25 protein-coding genes are annotated in these 24,077 nt (G+C 61.9%); 21 read left to right on the top strand and 4 right to left on the bottom strand.

Annotated features, from left to right (window positions below):
- The first annotated feature begins 32 nt into the window (after positions 1–32).
- The 15 genes from dsrB (at position 33) to Thiosp_RS24840 (ending at position 14,798) form a co-directional block, all read left to right on the top strand.
- Entirely contained in the window at positions 33–1,109 is a 1,077-nt protein-coding gene (dsrB, locus tag Thiosp_RS20000) for a dissimilatory-type sulfite reductase subunit beta (protein WP_201068714.1), read from the top strand.
- 98 nt (positions 1,110–1,207) lie between these two features.
- On the top strand, positions 1,208–1,600 hold the full coding sequence (tusD, locus tag Thiosp_RS19995; protein ID WP_201068713.1) for a sulfurtransferase complex subunit TusD: 393 nt from the start codon (positions 1,208–1,210) through the stop codon (positions 1,598–1,600).
- Between the two features lie 16 nt (positions 1,601–1,616).
- Complete coding sequence (tusC, locus tag Thiosp_RS19990; protein ID WP_201068712.1) at positions 1,617–2,024, top strand: sulfurtransferase complex subunit TusC; 408 nt, start codon at positions 1,617–1,619, stop codon at positions 2,022–2,024.
- An 11-nt stretch (positions 2,025–2,035) separates the two neighbouring features.
- Positions 2,036–2,344: a sulfurtransferase complex subunit TusB gene (tusB, locus tag Thiosp_RS19985; protein ID WP_201068711.1), complete on the top strand. Its 309-nt coding sequence runs from the start codon at positions 2,036–2,038 to the stop codon at positions 2,342–2,344.
- 41 nt (positions 2,345–2,385) lie between these two features.
- On the top strand, positions 2,386–2,718 hold the full coding sequence (locus tag Thiosp_RS19980) for a TusE/DsrC/DsvC family sulfur relay protein (protein ID WP_201068710.1): 333 nt from the start codon (positions 2,386–2,388) through the stop codon (positions 2,716–2,718).
- Positions 2,719–2,925: 207 nt separating this feature from the next.
- Positions 2,926–3,657 (top strand): respiratory nitrate reductase subunit gamma, encoded by a 732-nt coding sequence (locus Thiosp_RS19975; protein WP_201068709.1) that lies wholly within the window; start codon positions 2,926–2,928, stop codon positions 3,655–3,657.
- A 136-nt stretch (positions 3,658–3,793) separates the two neighbouring features.
- Positions 3,794–5,341, top strand: a complete 1,548-nt coding sequence (gene dsrK, locus Thiosp_RS19970; protein WP_201068708.1) for a sulfate reduction electron transfer complex DsrMKJOP subunit DsrK — start codon at positions 3,794–3,796, stop codon at positions 5,339–5,341.
- A 133-nt stretch (positions 5,342–5,474) separates the two neighbouring features.
- Positions 5,475–7,436 (top strand): NAD(P)-binding protein, encoded by a 1,962-nt coding sequence (locus Thiosp_RS19965; RefSeq protein ID WP_201068707.1) that lies wholly within the window; start codon positions 5,475–5,477, stop codon positions 7,434–7,436.
- A 190-nt stretch (positions 7,437–7,626) separates the two neighbouring features.
- Positions 7,627–8,331, top strand: a complete 705-nt coding sequence (locus tag Thiosp_RS19960; RefSeq protein WP_201068706.1) for a cytochrome c3 family protein — start codon at positions 7,627–7,629, stop codon at positions 8,329–8,331.
- Positions 8,328–9,122: a sulfate reduction electron transfer complex DsrMKJOP subunit DsrO gene (gene dsrO / locus Thiosp_RS19955; RefSeq protein ID WP_201068705.1), complete on the top strand. Its 795-nt coding sequence runs from the start codon at positions 8,328–8,330 to the stop codon at positions 9,120–9,122. The genes Thiosp_RS19960 and dsrO overlap by 4 nt, the downstream gene beginning before the upstream one ends.
- A gap of 18 nt (positions 9,123–9,140) precedes the next feature.
- A complete protein-coding gene (nrfD, locus tag Thiosp_RS19950; protein WP_201068704.1) occupies positions 9,141–10,379 on the top strand; it encodes an NrfD/PsrC family molybdoenzyme membrane anchor subunit in 1,239 nt (412 codons plus the stop codon).
- 52 nt (positions 10,380–10,431) lie between these two features.
- Positions 10,432–11,850, top strand: a complete 1,419-nt coding sequence (locus tag Thiosp_RS19945) for a cobyrinate a,c-diamide synthase (RefSeq protein ID WP_201068703.1) — start codon at positions 10,432–10,434, stop codon at positions 11,848–11,850.
- Between the two features lie 198 nt (positions 11,851–12,048).
- The gene (locus Thiosp_RS19940) at positions 12,049–12,363 is read left to right on the top strand and encodes a HesB/IscA family protein (protein WP_201068702.1); all 315 of its coding nucleotides are present in this window, start codon (positions 12,049–12,051) and stop codon (positions 12,361–12,363) included.
- Positions 12,364–12,426: 63 nt separating this feature from the next.
- A complete protein-coding gene (locus tag Thiosp_RS19935; RefSeq protein WP_201068701.1) occupies positions 12,427–13,680 on the top strand; it encodes a sulfur reduction protein DsrS in 1,254 nt (417 codons plus the stop codon).
- An 8-nt stretch (positions 13,681–13,688) separates the two neighbouring features.
- Positions 13,689–14,798 carry an Lcl domain-containing protein gene (locus tag Thiosp_RS24840; RefSeq protein ID WP_407702743.1) on the top strand — a complete coding sequence of 370 codons (1,110 nt, stop codon included), beginning with the start codon at positions 13,689–13,691 and terminating at the stop codon, positions 14,796–14,798.
- 149 nt (positions 14,799–14,947) lie between these two features.
- Here Thiosp_RS24840 and Thiosp_RS19925 read toward each other — a convergent pair whose 3' ends face one another.
- The 4 genes from Thiosp_RS19925 to grxC all read right to left on the bottom strand — a co-directional run bounded on the left by Thiosp_RS19925 (position 14,948) and on the right by grxC (position 16,707).
- Complete coding sequence (locus tag Thiosp_RS19925) at positions 14,948–15,385, bottom strand: CoA-binding protein (protein ID WP_201068699.1); 438 nt, start codon at positions 15,383–15,385, stop codon at positions 14,948–14,950.
- 92 nt (positions 15,386–15,477) lie between these two features.
- Positions 15,478–15,933, bottom strand: a complete 456-nt coding sequence (locus tag Thiosp_RS19920) for a hypothetical protein (protein ID WP_201068698.1) — start codon at positions 15,931–15,933, stop codon at positions 15,478–15,480.
- A 2-nt stretch (positions 15,934–15,935) separates the two neighbouring features.
- Entirely contained in the window at positions 15,936–16,358 is a 423-nt protein-coding gene (locus tag Thiosp_RS19915; RefSeq protein ID WP_201068697.1) for an RNA-binding S4 domain-containing protein, read from the bottom strand.
- Positions 16,359–16,440: 82 nt separating this feature from the next.
- The gene (gene grxC, locus Thiosp_RS19910; RefSeq protein ID WP_201068696.1) at positions 16,441–16,707 is read right to left on the bottom strand and encodes a glutaredoxin 3; all 267 of its coding nucleotides are present in this window, start codon (positions 16,705–16,707) and stop codon (positions 16,441–16,443) included.
- 225 nt (positions 16,708–16,932) lie between these two features.
- Here grxC and pepN point away from each other — a divergent pair, with 225 nt between their 5' ends.
- From pepN to Thiosp_RS19885, 6 genes are all read left to right on the top strand, one after another.
- Positions 16,933–19,620, top strand: a complete 2,688-nt coding sequence (gene pepN / locus Thiosp_RS19905; RefSeq protein WP_201068695.1) for an aminopeptidase N — start codon at positions 16,933–16,935, stop codon at positions 19,618–19,620.
- Positions 19,621–19,645: 25 nt separating this feature from the next.
- The gene (locus Thiosp_RS24835) at positions 19,646–19,879 is read left to right on the top strand and encodes a hypothetical protein (RefSeq protein WP_407702742.1); all 234 of its coding nucleotides are present in this window, start codon (positions 19,646–19,648) and stop codon (positions 19,877–19,879) included.
- Positions 19,879–20,076 (top strand): DUF2283 domain-containing protein, encoded by a 198-nt coding sequence (locus Thiosp_RS19900; protein ID WP_201068694.1) that lies wholly within the window; start codon positions 19,879–19,881, stop codon positions 20,074–20,076. The genes Thiosp_RS24835 and Thiosp_RS19900 overlap by 1 nt, the downstream gene beginning before the upstream one ends.
- Before the next feature lie 28 nt (positions 20,077–20,104).
- Positions 20,105–20,641 carry a L,D-transpeptidase family protein gene (locus Thiosp_RS19895; protein WP_407702799.1) on the top strand — a complete coding sequence of 179 codons (537 nt, stop codon included), beginning with the start codon at positions 20,105–20,107 and terminating at the stop codon, positions 20,639–20,641.
- Positions 20,641–21,561, top strand: coding sequence for a nickel ABC transporter permease (gene nikB / locus Thiosp_RS19890; protein WP_201068692.1), 921 nt, complete (start codon positions 20,641–20,643; stop codon positions 21,559–21,561). The genes Thiosp_RS19895 and nikB overlap by 1 nt, the downstream gene beginning before the upstream one ends.
- Before the next feature lie 277 nt (positions 21,562–21,838).
- Positions 21,839–23,944 carry a tetratricopeptide repeat protein gene (locus tag Thiosp_RS19885; RefSeq protein ID WP_201068691.1) on the top strand — a complete coding sequence of 702 codons (2,106 nt, stop codon included), beginning with the start codon at positions 21,839–21,841 and terminating at the stop codon, positions 23,942–23,944.
- Positions 23,945–24,077 lie beyond the last annotated feature (133 nt).

Here is a 24,077-nt window from a genome sequence, read left to right as displayed (position 1 = left end):
GGAGGCGGAGCCAACGAACTGGAGGAAAGTCGATGGCTGCTAAAGACATGCGCGAGCCGATCGAGTCCGGCTGTCCCGATCCCTGGCAGTACATGCATCCTGCGATGCGTAAGAACTTCGGCCAGTGGAAGTACCATGAGCATCCGCGTCCTGGCGTCTTGCGCCACGTGGCCTACAGTGGCGACGAAATTTGGACCGTCAAGGCCGGTACCCAGCGTATTTTGGATGTCTTCTCGCTGCGCAAGCTGTGCGATATTGGCGATGAGTTCGCCGATGGCTTCGTGCACTTCACGCTGCGTTCTAATATCGAATATATGGTCACCGACGAGACCAGGGTCCAGCCGCTGATCAATGCGCTGGAAGAGGCCGGTTTCGTCGTAGGCGGCACCCAGAACACCGTGGCCATGATCTCCCACACCCAGGGCTGGCTGCACTGCGACATCCCCGGCACCGACGCATCGGGCGTGGTCAAGTCGATGATGGATGAGCTCATCGACGAGTTCAAGAATGCCAACATGCCTAATCGGGTGCATATCACCACTTCCTGCTGCCAGATTAACTGCGGCGGTCAGGGCGATATCGCGATCAATATCCAGCACACCAAGCCACCGAAGATCAACCACGATCTGGTCGCGAACGTCTGCGAGCGCCCGTCCGTTGTTGCCCGTTGCCCGGTTGCGGCCATTCGCCCAGCCATGGTCAACGGCAAGCCCTCGCTTGAGGTCGACGAGCGCAAGTGTATTTGCTGCGGCGCCTGCTATCCGCCCTGTCCGCCGATGCAGATCAACGATGCCGAGCACTCCAAGCTGGCGATCTGGGTGGGTGGTAATCACTCCAACGCGCGCGGCAAGCCGACCTTCCAGAAGCTGGTCGCCGCCGGCATCCCTAACAATCCGCCGCGCTGGCCTGAGGCCACCGCCATCGTCAAGCGCATCCTGAAGGCCTATAAGGAAGGCGCGCGCGATTGGGAACGCGTGAACGAATGGATCGAGCGCATCGGTTGGCCACGCTTTTTCGAGGAAGTCGAGCTGCCCTTCACCAAGTATCACATCGATACCTGGCGCGGTGCGCGGGCCAGCTTCAACTCATCGTCTTATATCCGCTTCTGACGCGGCCCGTTCTGGCTCGGTGTGCGCGGTCCTGCGGACCGCGCATGCCCTAAGCAGCTAAATCTGCAGGACTTAGTGCGTTTTCAGCGAGGTCATCAATGAAGTTCGCAATTCAGATTAACGAAGGACCGTATCAGCATCAGGCATCTGACTCCGCCTACTTTTTTACCAAGGCAGCGCTCGACAAAGGACATGAGATTTTTCGCGTGTTCTTCTATCACGACGGTGTCGATAACGCGAGCCGCCTGACAACCCCTCCGCAGGATGATCGCAACGTTGTCGAGCGCTGGGCCGAGTTGGCCGAGAAGCACGACCTCGATATGGTTGTGTGTGTCGCCGCCGCGCAGCGTCGTGGCATGGTCGACGAGGGCGAGGCCAAGCGCAACGGCAAGGATGCGACCAACATCCATCCGCGCTTTCGCATCTCGGGTCTCGGGCAGTTGGTCGAGGCGGCCATTCAGGCTGACCGGCTGATGGTTTTCGGCGACTGAACAGGAGTTTAGGTAGATGTCCTCCATAAAAAAGTTTCTGTACCTCAACCGCAAAGCGCCCTACGGCACCATTTACGCCTGGGAGTCACTTGAGGTCGTGCTGATCGGTGCCGCGTTCGATCAGGACGTGAGTCTTGCCTTTGTCGACGATGGCGTGTATCAGCTCACCAAGGGGCAGGAGACCGCCGGGATCGGGATGAAGAATTTCTCTCCCACCTACAGTGCGCTTGGTGACTATGACGTCAAGAAGATTTTCATCGAGAAGGAATCCCTCGAGGCGCGCGGTCTCACGCTCGATGACCTGCAGCACCTGACCTGGGAAGACGAAGATGACGACTACGCGGAGAAAGACTCCATTCGCGTCCTGTCACGCCAGGAAATGGCGGCCCTGATGGACGAATCCGACGTCGTCTTCAGCTTTTGAAGGAGTCCGGCATGAGCAATTTACACACAGTCAACAAATCGCCCTTCGAGAAAAACGCGCTGAGCTCCTGTCTGGAGCATGCCACCGATGGCGCAAGCGTGCTGCTGTTCGAGGACGGTATCTATGCCGCCCTGCGTGGCACCGAGGTGGCCGATAAGGTCGAGCGGGCCATGGGCGCGGTGAAAGTTTTTGTACTCGGCGAGGATCTCAAAGCCCGGGGCTTTGGTGAGGATCGCCTCATTAGCGGAATCAGTGTTGTGGACTATGCCGGCTTCGTGGATCTTGCCGCGGAAGCTGATGCGGTTCAGGCCTGGTTGTAGTTCTCACTCATACCAAAACCGATAAACCTCAGGAGACGACTATGCCGATCGATGTCAACGGAAAGAGCTTCGAGACTGACGAAGAAGGCTACTTGGCCAACATCAACGACTGGGAGCCAGGCGTTGCCGATGTCATGTCGAAAGAAGACGACCTGGAACTGACCGACGAGCACTGGGACATCATTAACTTCCTGCGCGAGTATTACGAGGAATATCAGATTGCTCCGGCAGTGCGTGTTCTCACTAAGGCCGTCGGCAAGAAAATGGGCAAGGACAAGGGCAACAGTAAGTACCTCTACGGCCTGTTCCCTTACGGTCCGGCCAAGCAGGCTTGCCGCTACGCCGGACTGCCCAAGCCGACTGGGTGTGTGTAATACCTGACAGGAGATCAGCGCCGATGGGCCCGGTGGCCTATGCTCCCGGAGCCATTGGCCTGAGACCCGCTGATTGAGATTCCGCTGATTGCGGCGGAATCCAGTCCGTCAGACCTCGGGGCGTCGCGTTGTGCCTGGAGCTCCGCTCCGGCCCCCCGGCGCATCGACTGAAGACACGCATCGACTGAAGACAGAGGTCGCGCGATCATGTCCTTTATCTCGGATATCTACGCCTACCTGTTCTACTTTGCGACCCTGGTGTTGCTGGGTGGACTGGCGCTAAAAATTCTGCAGTATGCCCGCACGCCGGCGCCGCTGAAGATCCCGACAACGCCTGCGCCAACGACCAAGACCGGTGTGGCGTTGCGCATGACCCGGGAGGTGGTGCTGTTCGAGAGCCTTTTCCGCGGTAATAAGTGGACCTGGATCTTCAGCTGGATGTTCCATTTTGGTCTGCTGTTGGTGACCCTGCGCCATCTGCGTTATTTCATCGATCCAGTGCCTGTTCCGATTCAGATGATCCAGCCATTTGGTATCTATGGCGGCATGGCGATGGTGGTTGGTCTCGCAGGCCTCTGGGCGCGGCGCTTTTTCGTAGACCGCGTGCGCTACATTTCCTCGCGCTCCGATCATCTGATTCTCGCGCTGCTGGTGGCCATCGGGGCGTCCGGACTAATGATGCGCTTTGTGCTGCATACCGACATTATTCGGGTTAAAGAATTTTTTGCCGGGCTCTACAACTTGCAGGTTGTGACCCTGCCGGCCGATCCCGTGTTGCTGCTGCATCTGCTGCTGGTCGCGCTGCTGATGATTATCTTCCCTTACAGCAAGCTCTTGCACGCGCCTGGACTGTTCTTCAGCCCGACGCGCAATCAGGTCGACAATCCCCGCGAGCGGCGACATATCGCGCCTTGGGCGAAACGGCTCGAGCAAGAATAAAGAGGCGGCAGAGACGGCATCGCATCAATGGCTAAACCGGCCAGAGAGAGCCGGTAACAGACGCCTGGCAAGAGCGCCTGATAAGAGCCTGATAAGAGTAAAGTGGACAATGGCTGCCGGATTCCGAGGTTGATACATGGCTAAGGCAAATTTCGAAGTTCCCGCGCTCAAGGAGTATGCCGAGATTCCGGAGATCAATCCGGGTGTCATGGCACACTCCAAGCCGTACAAGTCCAAGCCGGAGTTTCAAGAGGCGCTGGGATTCCCCGGGGAGCTGGTTGAGGACTGGCAAAAGCAGGCCATCAACAAGATGGGCGACTTGCTCGGGCGCTATCGCTCGCTGCGGGTTTATCTGGATTCCTGTGTTAAGTGTGGGGCCTGTACCGACAAATGCCACTACTACCTCGGCACCCATGACCCGAAAAACATGCCAGTGGGTCGGCAAGATCTGCTGCGTAAGGTCTACCGGCGCTATTTCACACTCGCTGGGCGCCTGTTTCCGGATCTGGTCGGCGCAACCGACCTGACCGAAGAAGTCCTCGGCGACTGGTACAACTACTTCCACCAGTGCTCTCAGTGTCGGCGCTGTTCGGTGTTCTGCCCCTACGGTATCGACACGGCCGAAATATCCATGGCCGCGCGCGAGATCATGGACCACATTGGCATCGGGCAGAAATACTGCAACGAGATCATCGGCAAGGTCTACAAGATTGGCAACAATCTTGGCCTGCCCGGACCAGCGCTCGCGGACACGCTTGAGGGGCTGGAAGAGGACGTTTTCGATGAGACCGGCGTAGAGGTCAAGTACCCGGTGGACCAGGAAGGCGCCGATATCCTGCTGGTCACCCCCTCGGCGGACTTCTTCGCCGAGCCTCATGTCGATGGCCTGATTGGCTACGGTAAGGTCTTCCACGAGGCTGGAGTCAGCTGGACGCTGAGCTCCTATGCGTCAGAAGCGGCCAACTTCGGCATGTTCATTGGTTCCTACGACAACATGCGCCGCGTTGCGCTGCGCATCCGTGAGGCCGCCATCAAGCTTGGTGTCAAGCGCATTGTTTTCGGCGAGTGTGGTCACGCCTGGCGGGTGGCCTATAGCTTCCTGAACACCTTGGCCGGACCTTGGGATTTTCTCGATCCGCGTTACCCGGTCCCGCAGCACATCTGTGAGTTCACCTACGACCTGATTCAGCAGGGCAAGCTGAAGATCGACAAGTCGCAGAACGATGACATGGTGCTGACCTATCACGACTCCTGCAATGTCGCGCGCGCCTCGCGCATGGGCGACAAGCCGGGTGGTCAGTTCGATATTCCGCGCGCGATCATTCGCAGGGTGTGCAACAACTTTTACGACATGGACGAGGAGACCATCCGTGATCGCACCTTCTGCTGCGGCGGCGGTGGTGGTCTGCTGACCGACGATCTGATGGAAGTACGGGTGAAGGGCGCGCAGCCGCGTGTCGAGGCGCTGAACCACGTCATCCAGGAAAAAGGCGTCACCCACATGGCCGCGATCTGCGCGATCTGCAAGAGCCAGTTCACCAAGGTGCTGCCCTATTACGGCATGGACATGGATCAAATCGTGAGCGTGCATCAGCTGGTCTCCAATGCGCTCGTCCTGACCGGTCAGGAGAGCGATGATTCGGATGATGCGCCCAGCGGGGAGCCTGAAAATGCCGCGGCCTAAGTACCGCGATGACGCTGGCGCGGCGAGAGATTTATTTTTTACCGGGCCCGATCGATACCGACCGGGTCAGACCTGAGCAACGGATATTGAGACACGGACCCTTTGTGGTTCCAGTGCGGAGGAGAGTGACGCGATGGCGACTTCGAGCGAAGAAATGAGCAAGCTGTCCTGGCGCCGTTATGAAGACGGCGACAATGTCTGGGATAACCTGACCGAAAAGATCTTCCTTCAGGATACCTCGCACAAATGCCCGACCTATGTCCATAAGACGCCGCCCTGTCAGGGTAGCTGTCCCTCGGGCGAGGATATCCGTGGCTGGCTGCAGATTGTCCGCGGCCTTGAGCAACCGCCCAAGGACATGACCTGGCAAGAGTACGCCTTCCGCCGCTCCACCGACGCCAACCCTTTCCCGTCGATGATGGGCCGCGTCTGTCCGGCGCCCTGTCAGGACGGCTGCAACCGCAACGAGGTCGAGGACTTTGTCGGCATCAACGCGGTCGAGCAGTTCATCGGCGACACGGCCATTACCAATGGCTACAAGTTCGAGCCAGCGCCGGCCGACACCGGTAAGACCGTAGCCGTCATCGGCGGCGGTCCGGCGGGTCTCGCCGCCGCCTACCAGCTGCGGCGCAAGGGCCATGCTGCGGTCATCTTCGAGGCCAACTCGGGTCTTGGCGGCATGTTCCGCTTCGGCATCCCGGGCTACCGCGTGCCGCGTGATGCACTTGATGCCGAGATCAACCGCATCCTCGACATGGGCAAGATCGAGGTGAAGCTCAACACCAAGGTTGGTGTCGATATCACGGTCGATCAGCTCGAGAAAGACTACGACGCGGTGCTCTGGGCCATCGGCTGTCAGAGCGGTCGCGGCCTGCCCGTGCCCGGCTGGGACAACACGCCCAACTGCGTCTCTGGCGTTGCCTTCCTGAAAGCCTTCAACGAGGGGCGTATGAAGGTCACTGCAGAGAAGGTCGTCTGCGTTGGTGGCGGCGATACCTCCATCGACGTGGTCTCGGTTGCACGTCGTCTTGGTCACATTTCCAAGAGCGGCAAGAGCGATCTGCCCGAGACTGTGATCCACGACGGTTATGTGGCGCATGACGCGGCCACTACCGCTGCCGCCGAGGGCGCGACCGTGACCCTCACCTCGCTGTTCGAGCGCGACAAGATGACCGCTGCCGAGCATGAGGTGGACGACGCTCTGATGGAAGGCGTGACCGTCCTTGATGGTGTCATGCCGACCGAGGTGATCAAGAACGATGCCGGCCGTGCCATCGGGCTCAAAGTGGCCGACTGCAAGATGACCGATGGTCGCCCGACGCCCGTCGAGGGCACTGAGCGCGTGCTCGACGCCGACCTGATTGTCTCCGCCATCGGTCAGGGTGGCGAGTTGACGGGGCTCGAGCAATTCGACAACGGTCGCGGCCTGATGAACTCCGACAAGTTCTACCAGGTGCCGGACAAGCCGGGGCATTTTGTCGCTGGCGACATCATCCGCCCGCACTTGTTGACCACGGCCATCGGCCAAGCCTGGATCGCGGTCGAGTCAATCGACGAGTATCTGGGCCAGGCCGAGCACAAGCGCCGCCCGAAGGTGGACGTGCATCACTTCAACCTGCTCGCCAAGCTGAACGAGGCCGAGCTGGCCCCCGAGGAATTCAAAGCCGGCGATGGCGGCGATCTGCGTGGCACCTCCGACGCGAAGTATGCCATTCACAACTACGAGGACCGCTCGAACGCCGAAGTCATTCCGCATGAAGAGCTCTACCTCGGGCATTTCCCCTTCACCCCGCGCGTTCACCGCAAGGAAGAGGTTCCGAGTGCTGAAGAGGTGCTGGGCCATTTCAAGGAGCGCGTGATCGGCTACTCCGAAGAGGAAGCCATCAACGAGGCTAAGCGCTGCATGAGCTGCGGCATGTGCTTCGAGTGTGACAACTGCGTCATTTTCTGTCCGCAAGACGCCGTCTTCCGCGTCAATAAAGACGCAAGCACCACTGGGCGCTATGTCGACACCGACTATGCCAAATGCATCGGATGCCATATCTGTGCCGACGTCTGTCCGACCGGCTACATCAAGATGGGGCTGGGCGAGTAAGGGCTGCGTCGCGGGAGTTGCTCGCCTTCGTTGGCTCTGACTGCAGAGGCGGCGACCGGCGAGCCCCGTCCGCTGCATTGCCATTCGACCGCTGCATGCTATCGGCCTGTAGAGCGATAACGGTTAGAGCGATTACGGGTAGAGCGATAACGGACTCATGCGAGAGAAGACAGGATATCCGGAGGCGTCCATGACGGAAGCGAAAGTCACCAACTCCAAATCGAGAAAATCGATTTGGCGGACCGGCTGGATCGCATCTTGTGTCGGTGTGTTCCTGCTGGGGCTGGCAGGCATCGGGGTGGCGCACGCAGAGCCGCTCGGTGGCTTCGTCGTGCCTGGCTCACGTGCAGCCAAGCTCGACAGCTGTGTCGAGCCGACCCGCGCGATGCGCCGCTATCACATGAAATACATCCGCCATCAGCGCGACACCACGGTCTACGACGGCATTCGCCACACCAAGTACAGCCTATCCGGCTGTGTGGACTGTCATGCGGCGCATGACGCCAAAGGCGTGCCAGTCCCCGTCAGTAATCATGGTCAGTTCTGCAACGCCTGCCATGAAACCGCCGCAGTCACATTGAACTGTTTCGACTGTCATGCCACGGTGCCGGACGGCGAGTCCTGGAATCAGGTGACCGAGGAGGTTCGAGCGAACCCGCATCAGGTCAGGCATCCGCACCCGATGTCTGCTGGCGCGCCTGTCACACCGAAACCCGCTGGGGTTCAGCTCGGTAGTGCAGCGCTTGCGCAGGTGCCCGCAGCCCAGGCGCCTGTAGCTCGGTTGCCCTTAGCCCAAGTGCCTTTCGCCCAGATACCGAGAGCGCAGTTACCTGGAGTGGCGCCCCATCAGCAGGTACCCGCCCTGACCCGTCAGGAGGAGTCTCAACAGCGATGAGCGAGCACAAGCAACAGCCAGACACCAGCCACCAGCCCGACGCCGGCCGGCGTGACTTTCTCGCCAAGGCTGCGGGCTTGACCAGCGCAGCCGTTGCAGCGGGCGTCGTCCTGCACACGGCGGCCGTCGCAGCCCCGCGCACCACGCCGGTCACCGACATCAAGCGCTGGGGCATGTTAGTCGACACGGCCAAATGCGCCGATGGCTGCAGCGCCTGCGTGGAAGCCTGCGAACATGAAAATGGCCTCGACCTGCAAGAGGCGCCCGAGGGCATCAATCCGCTTAAATGGGACAACCAGCGTTCAACCTGGATCAGAAAGGTCAAGTTGCGCGACAACCTGACCGGGCGCATCACCAATCTGCCGCTGATGTGTCAGCATTGCGAGCAGCCGCCTTGTGTCGACGTCTGCCCGACCGGTGCGTCCTTCAAGCGCGCCGATGGCATCGTTATGGTCGACCGCCACACCTGCATCGGCTGCCGTTACTGCATGATGGCTTGCCCTTATAAGGCACGTTCGTTCATTCACGAGCGCGTTGCGCACAAGCTCACCCGCGCGCCGCGCGGCAAGGGCTGCGTCGAGAGCTGCAATCTCTGCGTGCATCGGCTCGACAATGGCGAGGACACCACCGCCTGCGCCGAGGCGTGCCGCGAGGCTGGCCACGCCGCCATCATTTTTGGTGACCTCAACGCTCCTAACGGGCCACTGCGTGATGCCCTGCGCGAGGTCAACAGCCGTCAGATCCGCGAGGATCTCGAGCTCAATACTGGCGTGCGCTACGCCGGCATCTAGTCCGCGAGGCTTGCGGTTATGAGAAGAATTGTCTATCGGGAATGGCGCATTGAGTCATCGCGCTACTGGAGCATGCTGGCCATTCTGGCCGGCGTGATCGCTATCGGCGGCCTTGCCGCGCTCTACATGGAGCACCATGGTCACTGGGTCACCGGCATGACCAACTCGGTGGTGTGGGGAACGCCACACATCTTTGCGGTCTTTCTGATTATCTCGGCCTCGGGCGCGCTGAACGTCGCCTCCATCGGTACCGTTTTTGATAAGTCCTTCTACAAGCCGCTCGGGCGGCTGTCGGGGCTGCTGGCGGCGGCGCTGCTGGTTGGTGGCTTGCTGGTGCTGGTGCTTGATCTTGGCCGCCCTGATCGTCTCGCGGTGGCCATGACCACCTACAATTTCAGCTCCATCTTTGCCTGGAACATTTTCCTCTACACCGGCTTCGTGGCCATTGTGATCGCCTACCTCTGGACCATGGCTGATCGCAAAGGTAACCCCTACAAAAAGCCCGTGGGCACCTTCGCGTTTCTCTGGCGGCTGGCGCTGACAACGGGTACCGGCTCCATCTTTGGCTTTCTGGTGGGGCGCGAAGCCTACGACACCGCCGTGCTGGCGCCGATGTTCGTGGTCATGTCCTTCGCCTACGGTCTGGCGATCTACATCTTGGTGCTGATGTACAGTTTCGAGCAGGATGACCGCCCGATTGGCCCGCTGATGCTTAAGCGGTTGAAAGACTTGCTCGGCCTGTTCGTTGCCGGCGTACTCTACTTCACGCTGATTTACCATCTGACCCGCCTCTATGGCGCGCAGACACAAAATATCGAGCATTTTCTGCTGTTGACCGGCGGAATCTACACCTTGGCGTTCTGGCTTTGCTGGATCATTGTCGGCAGTCTGCTGCCGCTCGGCATCATCTATCATCCAGAGCACAGCAAGAACCCCAAAGCCATCGCGCTGGCGAGCGCGCTGGTCATCTTCGGTGGCTTGGCAGCCATGTATGTCATCATCATCGGCAGCCAGGCCTACCCGCAGGAGATGTTCCCTGGCAAAACGGTGATCGAATTCGGCACGCCGGGCGATATTGGCGGGGCCGTGGCACCATACTGGCCCAGCCTGCCGGAGTTGCTGCTCGGCATCGGCGGTGTCGCCGTGGCGCTGCTGATCACCACGGTAGGCATTCGGGTGCTGCAGTTCCTGCCTGAGTCGCTGGCTGATCGTGCCGTCGACCCGCATGTGGCCGCAGCCGAAGCGCGCGGACGTTAGCCCCAGACCTGCCGTCTAGTAGCGGGGCCTTTGGGCCCCTGCGCCGCTTCCAATGCCCAGTCTCTATTTCTCCGCGGCGCATAAGTCATCCGGCAAAACCACCATCAGCATCGGCGTGACTGCGGAAATGCGTCGTCGCGGCCTGGCTGTTGCGCCCTTCAAGAAGGGGCCTGACTACATCGACCCGATGTGGCTTGGGCTCGCCGCGGGACGCTCCTGCTTCAATCTCGATTTCCACACCCAGGCGCCGGATGAGATACGCGCGTCCTTTCAACGCGACGGCCAGGGCGCTGATCTTCGCCTGATCGAGGGCAATGTCGGCCTCTACGACAGCGTTCACTTGCACGGTGAAGGCAGCAATGCCGAGCTGGTCAAGCTGCTTAGCGTCCCACTGGTGCTGGTGATCGACTGCAAGGGCCTCGGGCGGGGGATCGCGCCTTTGCTGCTCGGGTTTCAGGCGTTTGATCCCGATTTGCCCATTGCCGGGGTGATTCTCAACCGGATTGGCGGCGGTCGGCATGGCGATAATCTGCTGCGGGTGGTCGAGCACTATACCGACCTGCCCGTGCTCGGCATGCTGCCGCGCCTGGCCGAACTCGATATCGACGAACGCCATCTCGGACTGGTGCCGAGCAACGAAGCCCGGGCCGCAGAGGACAAGATCGAGCGCATCCGCACCCGTGTGGCCGAGCATGTCGACCTTGACGCCTTGCTGGAGGTAGCCTCTCGGCAGCCGGAAGGCCCGGCGGGCGAGGGTGTTTTCGAGGCCGCTGACACGGTCGCCGCTGCCAAAACCCGGGCTAATCCGACCGTCGGCTCATCCCAGCCTCGCCTGACCATCGGCATCGCACGCGATGCGGCCTTTGGTTTTTATTACCCGGATGATCTGGCCGCACTCGAGCGCGCAGGCGCGGACCTCATCAGTTTCAGCCCGCTCGATTCGCCCGAGCTGCCGGAGGTAGACGCGCTGCTGCTCGGTGGTGGCTTTCCGGAGTTTCATATGGAGGCGCTTGAGGCCAACCGCGGCATGCGCGCGGCGGTTGCGGATTTTGTCGCCTCCGGCAAACCGGTCTACGCGGAATGTGGCGGGCTGATGTACCTGTGCGAGCGCCTGCATTGGCAGGAGCGCTCGGCACGCATGTGCGGCGTGCTGCAAGCGGACGTGGCCATGCATGCCAAGCCGCAGGGGCGTGGCTATGTCCGGCTGCGCGAGACCGGCACCAGCCCCTGGTCGGGCGTGGCGGGTGACGGCGACATTCAGGCACATGAGTTCCATCATTCCGCGGTGGTCAATGCCGATCCCGACTGGACCTTTGCCTACCAGGTGCTGCGCGGCACTGGTGTTGATGGCCGTCACGACGGCATCGTGCACAAGCGCCTGCTGGCCAGCTATTCGCATCTGCGCGGGGTTGGCGGCAATCGCTGGCCGGAGCGGTTCGTGGCGGCCATCCGCGCATCGCTGGGCGACTGAGCCACTGATCCAATGATCCACTGAGCCGGCAGCTGCCGCGCAAGGTTGAAAAACGAGTTTCCGCAAACAACCTTGTGGTGGCAAGTGCTATTGTTTGCCGAAGCCGCACCGGGTTTCGGCGAAAACTGACCATTCATTGGCGATCACGACGCGGCGAGCGCGCAAGCGTGATCGCGACTGAGAACAAGAGATGGGTTTATGTTCAAAGTGACTCCAACAGCGGCGGAACAAGTCGCCAAAGCCGCGCAGCAGGGCGGTACCGAGGGGCTGTCGCTGAGGTTGGCGGCAGCGCAAAATCCTGACGGCTCCATTGACTATCGCATGGGCTTCGACGAAATCGGCGAGGACGACATTCGCTTCACCTCAGAAGGTGTAGATGTTGTTATCGCGCCAGAGTCTGTGCCCTTGCTCGACACCGCGGTGATGGACTTTGTCACCCTCGACGACGGCAATCAGCATTTCATATTCCTCAATCCCAAGGATCCAACCTACAAGCCGCCGAGCGATGCCTGATATCGCCTCCGATGCCGCCATGGCCGAGGTCCAACCGCGCACCCAAGCCCGATAGGTGCCGCCTTGGAGCTGTCGAGCGAAGACAATCTGAGGCTTAACGTCCTGCTGGCCAACAAACCGCAGGCGATCCGTATCGATGAGTCCAAGCTCATCGTCTCCGGCCTGTCCGGCAAAGGCGAGCTCAGCGTCAACCTGCACCCGACAGGTCGCCCGGAGACCTACCTGCGGGCGGTCCGTGAGCTAATTTCCGGCCACATTCTCGGCTCACCTGGCGGCTATCCGGTCTATCTGCGCCGCTGGACGCGCATGGGCCAGATGCGCGATGAAAGTCTTGAGCAACTGCTGATGCTCGGCGAGCCCGAGGCCGTGGTCGCCGCCGTTTGCTCGCCCGGGCTGACCGAAGAGCTCGCCCGGCGCGCCTGGTGGGCGATGGAAGACGCCGAGAACGCCAGACGCATGCTGGCAAATCCAACCATTGTCGCAAGCGGGCTGGGCGGCGAACTGGCCGACTACCTGATCGAGTATCTGCCGTTCGAGACCGAGAGCGACAAGATCATGGATTCCGTGCGCCTGGTGCTGCAGCCAGGCCTCATCGACACCGCGCGGCGCGATGACCTATGGCAGAAGTCGGCACGCAAGCAGGCGTACCTGGTGGGTTTTCTGCGCGCGCTGCCGGACGATCTGCCCGAGCCGCTGGCCGACCGCGGTGATTACCCGCGGCTACAGCAAGCCCTGACGCCACTGGCGGAGGCCGAAAACCCCGTCGCGCGCCTGTTGCTGCGCTGTGGCAGCGGGGCAGGGCAGCGGTTTCTCGATACCCTCTCGAAAGTGCTGGCCAAGCCGCCGAATCAGGACGTGGTCGCCGCTACCTTCGCGCTGATGTGTGAGTATTTCGCGCCCATGCGTCCCGAGGGCGACCCCGGCCTGCCGATCACCGAGCTCCAGACCGAGGCGGAGCGCTTAGTCGGAACGCAAGCCGAGGCCGAGCGCCTAGCCGGAATGGAAATGGCCCGCATGCCCGATAAGCCTGCCAAACCTGAACAGTCTGGCATGCCCGACAAGACTGGCGTGCCTAGTGAGCCTGCCGTACCCAGCGCTCCGGGCCTGCAAGAGGCTGTGCAGGCTTGCCTGACCCAGGCACCGGCCCTCGCGGGTGAGATCGCCGCCATGCGCCTGCTCTCCGGCGTCAGCTATGCCACCATGCGCCCCGTGCTGCCGGACCCGACCACCCTCGGCACCCTGATGCGGCGCAAGCTGACCCCGGTGATCGACCCGCTGCAGGCCGCTATCGCCTGCCTGCGCGCCAAAGGCCGCTGAACAGACCAATGCCATTGGCAGGCTGCTTTTTGACTCCGGCATCAGGGCCTGTGGCGATGCTGCGTGCCATCATATTGTGCGGACTCTTGCTGCTGTCTGCCGTCGCAGCCGCGCAGCAGCAGCAAGAACCCAGCTGCGGGCGTGGAGCCGAGGACGACTTCGACGAAGAACGCTGGAAACCGACGGACGATGGGACCGTCGGCGATGAGGAAAACGGCCTGATCTGGAAGCGATGCACCGAAGGTTTGCGCGGCGATCGCTGCAGCGAAGGTCGCCTCAAGTATGTCACCTGGGAGAAAGCGCTTGAGATCGCCGAGAAAAGCACTTTCGCCGGCTTTGATGATTGGCGCATCCCCAAGCTGGACGAATTGCGCCAGATCATCCAGCCTGGGTGCCAACTTCCGGCGGTCAATCTCTCGCTTTTTCCTTACACGCCCTCGGGTTGGTTTTGGTACGACTCCGCCGAGGACAACAATTCCCCGCGCGCGGGTCAGCTTGGTTTCGCCTTTGGCGAGGATTTCAGCGCCAATCAGCGCAACGTCGTGCACCTGCGCCTGGTGCGGGAGGTGCCCGAAGAACCGGCCGCGGACGATGCCGCTCAGGCAGGCGCTGCCCAGCAAGGAGGTGCAGAACCAGCGCCGGGCGCCGCGCCGCCAACTGATCCCGCGGGCCAACCTCCGGCAGATCCTCCTCTAGGAGGTCCTCCCCCGGCAGGTCAGCCGGGCGATGCCCAAGCCGGGCAGGGAGCCACCGAACCGCAGCCAGGCGATAACGATCAGGGCCAAGCTGGACAGGATGCGCTTCCGGGAGCTGATCCGGGAGCTGCTGGCCAGGTTGGACAGAACGCGCCGCCAGGAGCGGATGGTGAGGCTGGCGCACCAGCACCGACGCTCCCGACTGCGGATCAGCCGGCGGACCCGAATGCTGATCCGGCTGCAGCTCAAAACGCTGGCGGTAACCAGAATCAGCCCCCGGCACAAGCTGGTGGCGTCGCTGACGGCGCTGCTAACCCCTCGCTACTGCCAGGCCCTGCTGGCACTGTTGCGCCGGCCGGGCCTGAACCAGGGGAGCAGCCTGCGGCGAATCCACCGGCAGCGAACCCACCCGCGGCAAATTAGGCGCGGTTCAGCAATAACCAAAACAGGCTGTTGGCGTGTGGCCGAGTCTCTGAACTTGGGTCACGTGACTTGTGTCAGCTGTGGTTGCCTCTATCCGAAGGAGCTGGTCGCCCTCCGAAGGAACTGGCCGGTATCCGAAGGAACAGGACTCAGTATTTGCCCAAGGCCTTCATGATCAGTCCATGCAGGCCGTGCGGAGAAAAACCGGGTTTCAGGTACATCACCGCGCAGGTTCCGGTGCGCAGATTGATGTGTTTTTCCTCCGCCAAGGCAACAGCTTCTGGCGTTTCATGGGCCATGTGAATCCAGACATCCTTAATGCCAGCCTCAGCTGCGCGGGCCACCCAGTCTCGGGTTTCCTCTTTCGGTGCCTCGATCACCACAGCTTCCACCGTCTCCGGCAGCGCGCTCAGGTCGGCATAGGCGGCATCGCCATCGATGTTCTTCGCGCTGGCATCAATGGCAAACACCCGTTTACCAAGCTTTTTCAGCCCCTTGTAGGTCAGAATCGGAAAGGGCTTGGCGGCCGAGTGACCGACCACGGCATAGCGATTGAAGTCGAAAAAGGTCTCGAAATTAGAAGCCATGATGATGTCTCTCACAACACATTAAGCGATTACACATGCGTTTCCGGACCAAAACGCGCCGAAATTCCATGTCGTCCTGTCAACGCCACCGACTAACGCGCTCGTCGCCGGCGCCGGCCCTTGTAAGCGGCGAGCTGCTGCACGATCTGGCCGAAGGGCAGGGCATCGAGGCTGCCAAACTCAGCGATGGCGCGCTCGATTAAGGCATCGATATCGCCAATCATCAACGGCAGTTTTTGCTTGGGCCAGAGTGCCTTGTGCAGGCCCTGCAAGCCGCCTACCTGCACCCGCAGCGCCTTGTTGTGGGCCAAAGCGGCCTGCTGATCGAGTGTCTTCAGCGCAAAACGGGCCTGACCGCGCAGGGTCTCGATCAGCTTCAGGCAACGCGCCTGGGCTGGCTCGGCATTGCAGCGCACGCCTTCGCGCTCGGCGAGGCAAAAACGGTCGGCGCGCGAGCACTCGCATTGCCCGGTCAGAATGGCCTTCTCGTAGGGGCAGGCGCATTCGTTGATTTCATCATAAGTCTCGCGCAACGCCTGAGTGTCCATGACTAATCGCTTCCGGCCTCTTTTTGCCGCGAGTTAAAGGCCTCAAGCTGACGCCGGTCGCGTTTTGTTGGCCGACCGCGCGTGCGGGGGCCAAGATGGACATTTTCGCGCGCCGCGCGAGCGAGCTCCTGACGACGCAGGCGGCTGGCTTCATCTTCCTCGTACATTAGCACGGCCTCGCTGGCGGGCCGACGCTGCTTGGACAGAGCGCGGACTTCTATCTCCCACGCCAGCTCGCCTTTCTGAATGTGCAGCCGGGCACCAGGGCGCAGCGCGCGGCTGGGCTTGCAGCGCTGGCCGTCGACCTGCACCTTGCCGCCATTGACGGCATCGACTGCGAGCTGCCGGGTCTTAAAGAAACGCGCCGCCCACAGCCATTTGTCGAGCCGCTGACTGGCCTCGTTGGCGTCGGTCGCCGCGCTCATGACCGGTTCTCCATGTCAGGAACAAGCGCAGGGTTCATAACATGCACCATATTGGTGGCCGGATCGGAACAAACAGAGGCGTTCATACCGGCTCTTCACCGCGCAGCAGCGGGTCGAGCGCATCGTCCATGTCGAGCTCGGCCATGTCATCATAGCCGCCGATATGGCGCTCGCCGATGAAAATCTGCGGCACCGTGAAGCGCTCGCTGCGCTGGATCATCTCGGCCTCGCGCGAGGGTTCTTCATCAATGCGGATTTCGTTGAATTCCACGCCCTTCTTGTGCAAAAGCCGTCGCGCCCGCACACAATAGGGGCAGGCTGCGGTACTGTACATCTCGATCTTGACCATTGTGCGTCTCGAATGCTTGATTGCCTGAGCCTGATGCAGATGGATTGGCGGCGTTTGCGCAGCCGCGCGAGCTTGCCACGCGCCAGTCCAGCCAAAGGTTAAGATTAGCAGTCGCCATTGCAAGCGGCGAGTGCCGCCGCATCGCGAGCGTCTTGCGCAGCGCCGCTTTGGCAATCTGTTGGCGACCCGCCCACCAATCGACCACCGACCAGGATGCACCCCAACATGTATCGCGATACCCCCCAGCCAACCCGCCTGCAAGATTACCAGCCGCCTGAGTTCCTGATCGACCGCGCCGACCTGCGCTTCGACCTGGAAGCGACCGAGACCCTGGTCAGCGCGGAACTGGAGATGCGTCGCAACCCGGCGGCCAAGCGCGGCGATGGCGCGCTGCGGCTCGATGGCGAGCAGCTAGAGCTGCTGGAGGTCGCGCTCGATGAGCGGGTGCTGCCGCCGGTTGAATATCGCGCGGAGGATCAGGCGCTGGTGGTGCAAAGGGTGCCGGACCGCTTCCGGCTGCGCACCCGGGTGCGGATTCATCCGGCCGCGAATACCGCGCTCGAGGGGCTCTATGTGTCTGGCGACATGCTCTGCACCCAGTGCGAGGCCGAGGGCTTTCGGCGCCTGACCTATTTTCTCGATCGCCCGGATGTGATGACGCGCTTTTCGGTCACCCTGGTGGCGGATGCGGCGCGTTATCCGGTGCTGCTGTCAAACGGCAATCCAGTCGGCCAGGAGACCATGCCCGACGGCCGCCATCTGGCGCGCTGGGAGGACCCTTTCCCCAAGCCCACTTACCTGTTTGCGCTGGTGGCTGGCAATCTGGCGCGCATTGAGGACAGCTTCACCACCGCCTCCGGACGCGAGGTGGCGCTGCATCTCTACATGGAGCCACAAAACCGCGACAAATGCGACCATGCGATGCGCTCGCTCAAAGCCGCTATGCGCTGGGACGAGCAGCGCTATGGGCGCGAGTACGATCTGGACTTGTTCATGATCGTCGCCGTTAGCCACTTCAATATGGGCGCCATGGAGAACAAGGGGCTGAATATCTTCAATGCCAAGTATGTCCTTGCCAGCCCCGAGACCGCAACCGATCAGGACTTCGCCGGCATCGAGTCGGTGGTGGCGCACGAATACTTCCACAACTGGACCGGCAACCGCATCACCTGCCGCGACTGGTTTCAACTGAGCCTGAAGGAAGGTTTCACCGTGTTTCGGGACCAGGAATTCAGTGCCGACCAAGGCAATGGTGATGTCCAGCGCATCGCCGATGTTCGCGCTCTGCGCGCGCGCCAGTTCCCGGAGGATGCCGGCCCCATGGCGCATCCGGTGCGCCCCGACAGCTATATCGAAATCAACAACTTCTACACCGCGACGGTTTACGAGAAGGGCGCCGAGCTGGTGCGCATGCAGGCACGGCTGCTCGGCCCTGAGCGCTTCCGCGCCGCGACCGATCTGTACTTTGAGCGCCACGACGGCCAGGCGGTGACGACCGAAGACTTCGTGCGCTGCATGGAAGACGCGAGCGGCCTGGACCTGACCCAATTCCGCCGCTGGTATGAGCAGGCCGGCACGCCGGTGCTCGAGTGCACGGCGGACTGGGAGACAGGGCAGGGCACTTATCGGTTGGAAGTGCGCCAGCACACCGACCTCACCCCGGGCCAGCCCGAGAAGTCACCGCAGCACATGCCGCTCGCGCTCGGGCTGATCGGTACCGACGGACGAGAGCTCCCGGTGCAACTGGCCGGCGAGCCCGCGCCAATCGGGCCCGGTACCCGGGTGCTGGAGCTGCGCGAGGCGCGGCAGGTGTTTGAATTCGTCGGCCTCAGCGAGCGCCCGGTGCCCTCGCTGCTGCGCGGCTTTTCGGCGCCGGTCAAGTTGCGCTTTCCTTACTCCGATGAAGAACTCACCCGCTTGATGGCCGCGGACAGCGATGGTTTCGCGCGCTGGAATGCCGCTCAGCAGCTTTCCGAGCGAGTGCTCTTAGCTATGGTCGCGGCACCAGGCAGCCAGGCTCCGCAGGCGTTCATCGACGCCTTTGCCGCTGCGCTGCGAGATCCGGATGCCGATCCAGCGTTGCTGGCCGAGGTACTGGCATTGCCGTCCGAGTCCTACCTGGGCGATCAAATGGACGTGGTGGATGTTGAGGGCATTCACCGCGCGCGCGAGGCGCTGATGGCGCAGATCGCCAGTGCCTTGAGTGCCGAGCTGCTGGAGACCTATCAGGCATTGCAAGCGGCTGAACCGGTTGCGGATCAGGCCGCACATCAGACCGGGAGCGAGCCAGAACTGTCATTCGCCGCCATGGGCCGACGCGCACTCAAGAACCTCTGCCTCGCCTATTTGATGCGCGCGCCGGATGAGCCGGTTCTGCAACTCTGCCAGCGGCAGTTCGCCACCGCCGTCACCATGACCGACCGCATCGCCGCGCTGCGCGCCCTCGTGCGGTTGCGCGATACAGAGGATTCCGATATTCCCGAGCATGCGTTGGCAGATTTCTACCAGCAATGGTCGCAAGACCCGCTGGTGCTGGATAAATGGTTTGCCATTCAGGCCCAGGTCAGCGCACCGGGCACCCTGCGCCGCGTCGAGCAGCTGCTGGTGCATAAAGACTTCTCCATCGGCAATCCCAACCGCGTGCGCAGCCTGATCGGCGCCTTCGCCAGCGGCAATCCGGTCTGCTTTCATGCCGCAGACGGTGGCGGCTATCGCCTGCTGGCCGAGCAGGTTAGCCGTCTCGATCCGCTCAACCCGCAGCTAGCAGCGCGCCTGCTATACCCGCTCACCCAGTGGCGACGTTACGATACCGGGCGCCAAGCGCGGATGCGTGCCGAACTGGAGGGACTGCGCGGGCGCGATGGCATCTCGCCAGATTTGTTCGAGGTGCTGAGCAAGACGTTGGGCGGGTGATGGCAAGGAAATTTCAGGCGATACGATGCAATATACGCAATACTTCCTCGCGACCCGTCAGCGATCGGATCGAGCTTGTATTGATATTGCCTGGATTCAGCACGTCATTGAGAATCCAGTCAAAGAAGTGATCCAGCAAGACGGGAGGATTCGCCGTTGGGCACCCATTCGTGAGGCTGATGGCAGATATCTTCGAGTTATCCTCTTGGCAGATGGAACAACCGTCCACAACGCATTTTTCGATCGAGGGTTCGCGTGATGAAAATCAAATACTTTCAGGATACCGACACGCTCTATATTGAACTGCGCAGTGCGGAGATCGCTGAAACGCGGGATTTGGACGAGGATACCCTCATTGATCTGGATAATGCCGGGACTCTTTGCGGTATTACCATTGAGCATGCACACCAACGGGCAAACTCTCCGAGTTTTTCGTTCGAACAAATCGCCGCCTGATTGCCGTTTGGTCCAAGCCCCAGTGGAATTGCATATTTCGCTGTCCGAGCAACGCCTGGCGTTGCTCAGTGGCGACGGTCGCGGCCGCATCTATCCCGTCTCCACCGCACTTAACGGACCAGGAGAGCGCAATGGCAGCGGCTGCACACCGCGCGGCTTGCATCGGGTGCGACTGAAAATCGGCGAGGGCGCTGCACCGGGTACCGTGTTTCGCGCCCGACGACCCACTGGAGAAATCTACAGCCCAGAACTGGCCGCGCAATACCCTGAGCGCGACTGGATTCTCACACGCATCCTGTGGCTGAGCGGGCTGGAGCCAGGGCGCAACCGTGGTGGTCAGCGCGATACCCTGCGCCGCTTTATCTACATCCACGGCTGCCCGGATACCGAGCCCATGGGCGAGCCGCATTCCCATGGCTGCATCCGCATGCATGATGCGGATCTTATCGACTTGTTCGCGCGCACGCCCAAGGGTGCCTTGGTGCGCATTCTGACCGATCCGCTGTCTCCGGACATTCTGTCCTCGGTGATGGTGCCGCCAACCATCGCGCCGGCAGCGGGCTGATGGCAGGCCCCTTGCTCGGGCGCCTGGGCGCCGCGCTGGTCGTCATGCTGGGCGTCTGCACCTTGGTGTTTCTGCTGCTGCATCTGGTCCCCGGCGACCCAGTCGAAGCCATGCTTGGCGAAAGCGCGCGGCCGGCCGATCAGGCCGCCCTGCGCACCCGTCTTGGCCTGGATCGACCGCTTGCGGTGCAGTATCGCGACTATCTGAGTGGCCTTCTCCGGCTTGACCTGGGCGAATCCTTCACCGACCAGCGCCCAGTCACCGCGATGATCGCCGAGCGTTTCCCCGCCACTCTGCAGCTCACGCTCGCCGCGCTGACCCTGGCCGTGATCATCGCCCTGCCGCTCGGCGTGCTGGCAGCGCGCCATCAGGGCAGACCGCTCGATTCCGCCGCCATGGGCTTCTCGGTGCTCGGCATGGCGGTGCCTAATTTCTGGCTCGGCCCCATGCTCATCCTGGTGTTCTCCTTGTGGCTCGGCTGGACCCCGGTCAGCGGCCGCGAGGGCTGGAATAGCCTGATTCTGCCAGCCCTGACGCTCGGCACCGGACTGGCCGCGCTGCTCGCCCGCATGGTGCGCGCCAGCTTGCTCGAAGTGCTGAGCGAGGACTACATCCGCACCGCGCGCGCCAAGGGCCTCAGTGAATCCGCCGTGCTCTGGCATCACGCCCTGCGCAACGCCGCCCTGCCCATCCTGACTCTGCTCGGCCTGCAACTCGGCGGCCTGCTCGGCGGCGCCGTCATCACCGAGACCGTCTTTTCCTGGCCCGGCATCGGCAGCCTGTTGGTCGACGCCATCAAAGCCCGTGACTACCCAGTCGCCCAGGGCTGCGTGCTGCTGATCAGCCTGATCTATGTCGGCGTCAATACCCTGACCGACTTGGTCTACCTGTGGGTCGATCCGCGCATTGGGCGGGCTTAACTGGAGGAACACCAATGGTCCCGCCAGCTGGATGACCAAGTGCATGTTTCACCTTGACGTATGGAGCCGTCGCGCCGCGTTGCTCCCAGCCTTGACCAAATCGGCTAGACTGACGGAAAGGCGCGATGGAACACCGCATCGCTGGAACAATCTTAAAACATTGGATTTGCTCAGCCTGATTTTGGCTGCGGTCTTTCAAAGACCCCACGCCGTGGTCGCGCTGGGCTTCGAACGCCTGATCTGGCGCAGCACGGCGCCCTGAGGGAATGAAGGGGCAATGAAAGAGACCCGACCGTTGGACGGCAGCATGACCGAGACCGCCACTGTTGCCGAGCCCGAGGCACGCGCCGTCAACCAACCATCGCCCGCGCGAGCAACCCCGCTCTCAACCCAGGCGGAAGCCACCGCACGCGCCCGTCTCGCCGAAGACCCCTACGACCCCCAGGCGCTGGCCGAGCTCGCCACCGCGCTGCTCGATCAAGGCCAGCACGAACAGGCCGCCAAGTACTTGCGCCAGGCGCTGATCGAAGCCCCCGAACGCGCCGAGCTGCACTTCATGCTCGGCCTGGCGCTCGAGCCCATCGGTCGCATCCGCGACGCCGCCGCCGCCTTCGAACAGACCATTGCACGAAACCCCGGCCACGCCGACGCCTGGAACAACCTCGGCGCCATGCACATCCGGCTGCGCGAGTACGAGCAGGCCACCAACGCCTTTGTTCGCGCCGCGCAGCTGCAACCCGGCAACAGCCACTACTACAGCAACCTTGGCTCCGCGCTGCGGGAACAGGGCAAGCTCGAAGAAGCCCGCCCCATCCTCGAAAAAACCGTCGAGCTCGACCCCAAAAACGCTTGCGCCTGGACCAACCTGGGCGACGTCCTCTCCGCCTGCAATCAGCCGCAAGAAGGCAGCCGTTGCTACCAGCGCGCGCTCGAGCTCAACCCCGACGAGCCCGCCGCCGCCTATAACCAGTCCATCGAGCGGCTCGCCGGCGGCGACCTTGCCAACGGCTGGTCCGCGTATGAGACGCGCAAGCGGCTGACGCCCCTCGCCCATGCCCGCTATCCGTATCCGCATTTGCTCCCGCCCGATGGGCTGCAACCCAATGGGCACCGATCCAATGGACAGGCCCCCGACAACGCAGGCAGCCCCGATCCGCCAGCAGGGCCGGGCGACATCAGCGACAAAACCATCCTGGTCTACGCTGAACAGGGCGTCGGCGATGAAATCCTCTTCGCCAACTGCCTCCCCGATCTGATTCGCGACGCAGGCCAGGTCATCATCGACTGCGACCCGCGCCTTGCCCCCCTGTTCGCGCGCTCCTTCCCCCAAGCCATCATCCACCCGGTCGACCGCGCCAGAAACAAAACCGGCCCCAAGCCCAAGCTGCCAGCCGGCCAAGAGGTCGACTACCAGATCGCTGCTGGCAGCCTCCCCGGCATCTACCGCAAAAGGCTCGCCGACTTTCCCGGACAAGGGCAACACCAGGGCTACCTCAAGCCGGACCCGGAGCGCGTCGCCTACTGGAAAGCCCGCCTCGCCGCGCTAGGCCAAGGCCGCAAAGTCGGCTTCGCCTGGCGCAGCGGTCTGCGCAGCGCGCGGCGCGACGTTGGCTACACCGACATCGACGACTGGGGTCCGATTCTCTCCCTGCCCGGCAACAAATTCATCAACCTGCAATACGGCGAATGCGCCGACGAGCTTGCCCACGCGCGAGACAGCTTCGGTGTCGACATCGTCAATTTCGGCGGACAGGAGCTTGACCTGAAAGACGACCTCGATGACTGCGCCGCCCTCTACCAGGCGCTCGACCTGATCATCGGCCCCAACACCGCCGTCACCTCACTGGCGGGAGCAACAGGCGCCAACGTCTGGATGCTCGGCGGCGGCTGGATCAGGCATGCTCAGCCCAACCCGCCCTGGTATCCCGGGCTAGTCGCTATCAATGAGCCACTCCAGGCCGCCTGCACCCAACCCAGCGCCCAACGCAGCCTGCTGCTCGCCATCAAACTCGCCGAACTGGATGCGCCAAAGCCGCCTGTTCCCGCACCACAGACCCCGGAGCCACCGACCATTCACTACTGGGGCAAACTCGCCGAGCTCTTCAGCCAAACAGCCCATCATTGCGAAGGCATCGGCCATGCAATCATCCATTACAAACCGCAATGGCTCAGCTCCCGAGCCTTCCTGCAAGCCATGACCAAAGCCGATCAGCACGCCAAAACAGGGGAGGGCCTGATCCTACTCGCATTGCTGCACGGCTACCTCGACGACCTAGCGCAAGCCGAGAAGCTCATCGAGCAAGCCTATGCCATTGATGAAACCGTCCAAGACGGCTTCGCCCGCCTGGCCTGGCTGCAATTTCACAAAGTGTCGGCTGTCTAACCCAAGTTAGAAATACACAGATTTAAACTTTTTCGGAACCCAACAGATGGGTGTACACAAAGTTCCGTCATGGCAGCGCGTTCGAGTCGCGATTTCCAAACAACAGTTTTGGTGGGCTATTTTTTTTGAGAAA

It is taken from the genome of Thiorhodovibrio litoralis, assembly GCF_033954455.1.
GTDB classification, from domain to species: domain Bacteria; phylum Pseudomonadota; class Gammaproteobacteria; order Chromatiales; family Chromatiaceae; genus Thiorhodovibrio; species Thiorhodovibrio litoralis.
Note: the sequence above shows the minus strand (reverse complement) of the source record. Positions and strands in the feature narration are given on the sequence as shown.

Bases quoted from the DNA above. Each gene is read 5' to 3' on its own strand.
- tusD (WP_201068713.1), top strand. From the start codon at position 1,208: ATGAAGTTCGCAATTCAGATTAACGAAGGACCGTATCAGCATCAGGCA.
- Thiosp_RS19975 (WP_201068709.1), top strand. From the start codon at position 2,926: ATGTCCTTTATCTCGGATATCTACGCCTACCTGTTCTACTTTGCGACC.
- Thiosp_RS19940 (WP_201068702.1), top strand. From the start codon at position 12,049: ATGTTCAAAGTGACTCCAACAGCGGCGGAACAAGTCGCCAAAGCCGCG.
- Thiosp_RS19925 (WP_201068699.1), bottom strand. From the start codon at position 15,385: ATGGCTTCTAATTTCGAGACCTTTTTCGACTTCAATCGCTATGCCGTG.
- Thiosp_RS19885 (WP_201068691.1), top strand. From the start codon at position 21,839: ATGAAAGAGACCCGACCGTTGGACGGCAGCATGACCGAGACCGCCACT.
- nrfD (WP_201068704.1), top strand. From the start codon at position 9,141: ATGAGAAGAATTGTCTATCGGGAATGGCGCATTGAGTCATCGCGCTAC.
- Thiosp_RS19965 (WP_201068707.1), top strand. From the start codon at position 5,475: ATGGCGACTTCGAGCGAAGAAATGAGCAAGCTGTCCTGGCGCCGTTAT.
- nikB (WP_201068692.1), top strand. From the start codon at position 20,641: ATGGCAGGCCCCTTGCTCGGGCGCCTGGGCGCCGCGCTGGTCGTCATG.
- pepN (WP_201068695.1), top strand. From the start codon at position 16,933: ATGTATCGCGATACCCCCCAGCCAACCCGCCTGCAAGATTACCAGCCG.
- Thiosp_RS19945 (WP_201068703.1), top strand. From the start codon at position 10,432: ATGCCCAGTCTCTATTTCTCCGCGGCGCATAAGTCATCCGGCAAAACC.
- tusB (WP_201068711.1), top strand. From the start codon at position 2,036: ATGAGCAATTTACACACAGTCAACAAATCGCCCTTCGAGAAAAACGCG.
- dsrB (WP_201068714.1), top strand. From the start codon at position 33: ATGGCTGCTAAAGACATGCGCGAGCCGATCGAGTCCGGCTGTCCCGAT.
- Thiosp_RS19980 (WP_201068710.1), top strand. From the start codon at position 2,386: ATGCCGATCGATGTCAACGGAAAGAGCTTCGAGACTGACGAAGAAGGC.
- Thiosp_RS19920 (WP_201068698.1), bottom strand. From the start codon at position 15,933: ATGGACACTCAGGCGTTGCGCGAGACTTATGATGAAATCAACGAATGC.
- Thiosp_RS19900 (WP_201068694.1), top strand. From the start codon at position 19,879: ATGAAAATCAAATACTTTCAGGATACCGACACGCTCTATATTGAACTG.
- grxC (WP_201068696.1), bottom strand. From the start codon at position 16,707: ATGGTCAAGATCGAGATGTACAGTACCGCAGCCTGCCCCTATTGTGTG.
- Thiosp_RS19915 (WP_201068697.1), bottom strand. From the start codon at position 16,358: ATGAGCGCGGCGACCGACGCCAACGAGGCCAGTCAGCGGCTCGACAAA.
- dsrK (WP_201068708.1), top strand. From the start codon at position 3,794: ATGGCTAAGGCAAATTTCGAAGTTCCCGCGCTCAAGGAGTATGCCGAG.
- Thiosp_RS24835 (WP_407702742.1), top strand. From the start codon at position 19,646: ATGCAATATACGCAATACTTCCTCGCGACCCGTCAGCGATCGGATCGA.
- Thiosp_RS24840 (WP_407702743.1), top strand. From the start codon at position 13,689: ATGCCATTGGCAGGCTGCTTTTTGACTCCGGCATCAGGGCCTGTGGCG.
- tusC (WP_201068712.1), top strand. From the start codon at position 1,617: ATGTCCTCCATAAAAAAGTTTCTGTACCTCAACCGCAAAGCGCCCTAC.
- Thiosp_RS19960 (WP_201068706.1), top strand. From the start codon at position 7,627: ATGACGGAAGCGAAAGTCACCAACTCCAAATCGAGAAAATCGATTTGG.
- dsrO (WP_201068705.1), top strand. From the start codon at position 8,328: ATGAGCGAGCACAAGCAACAGCCAGACACCAGCCACCAGCCCGACGCC.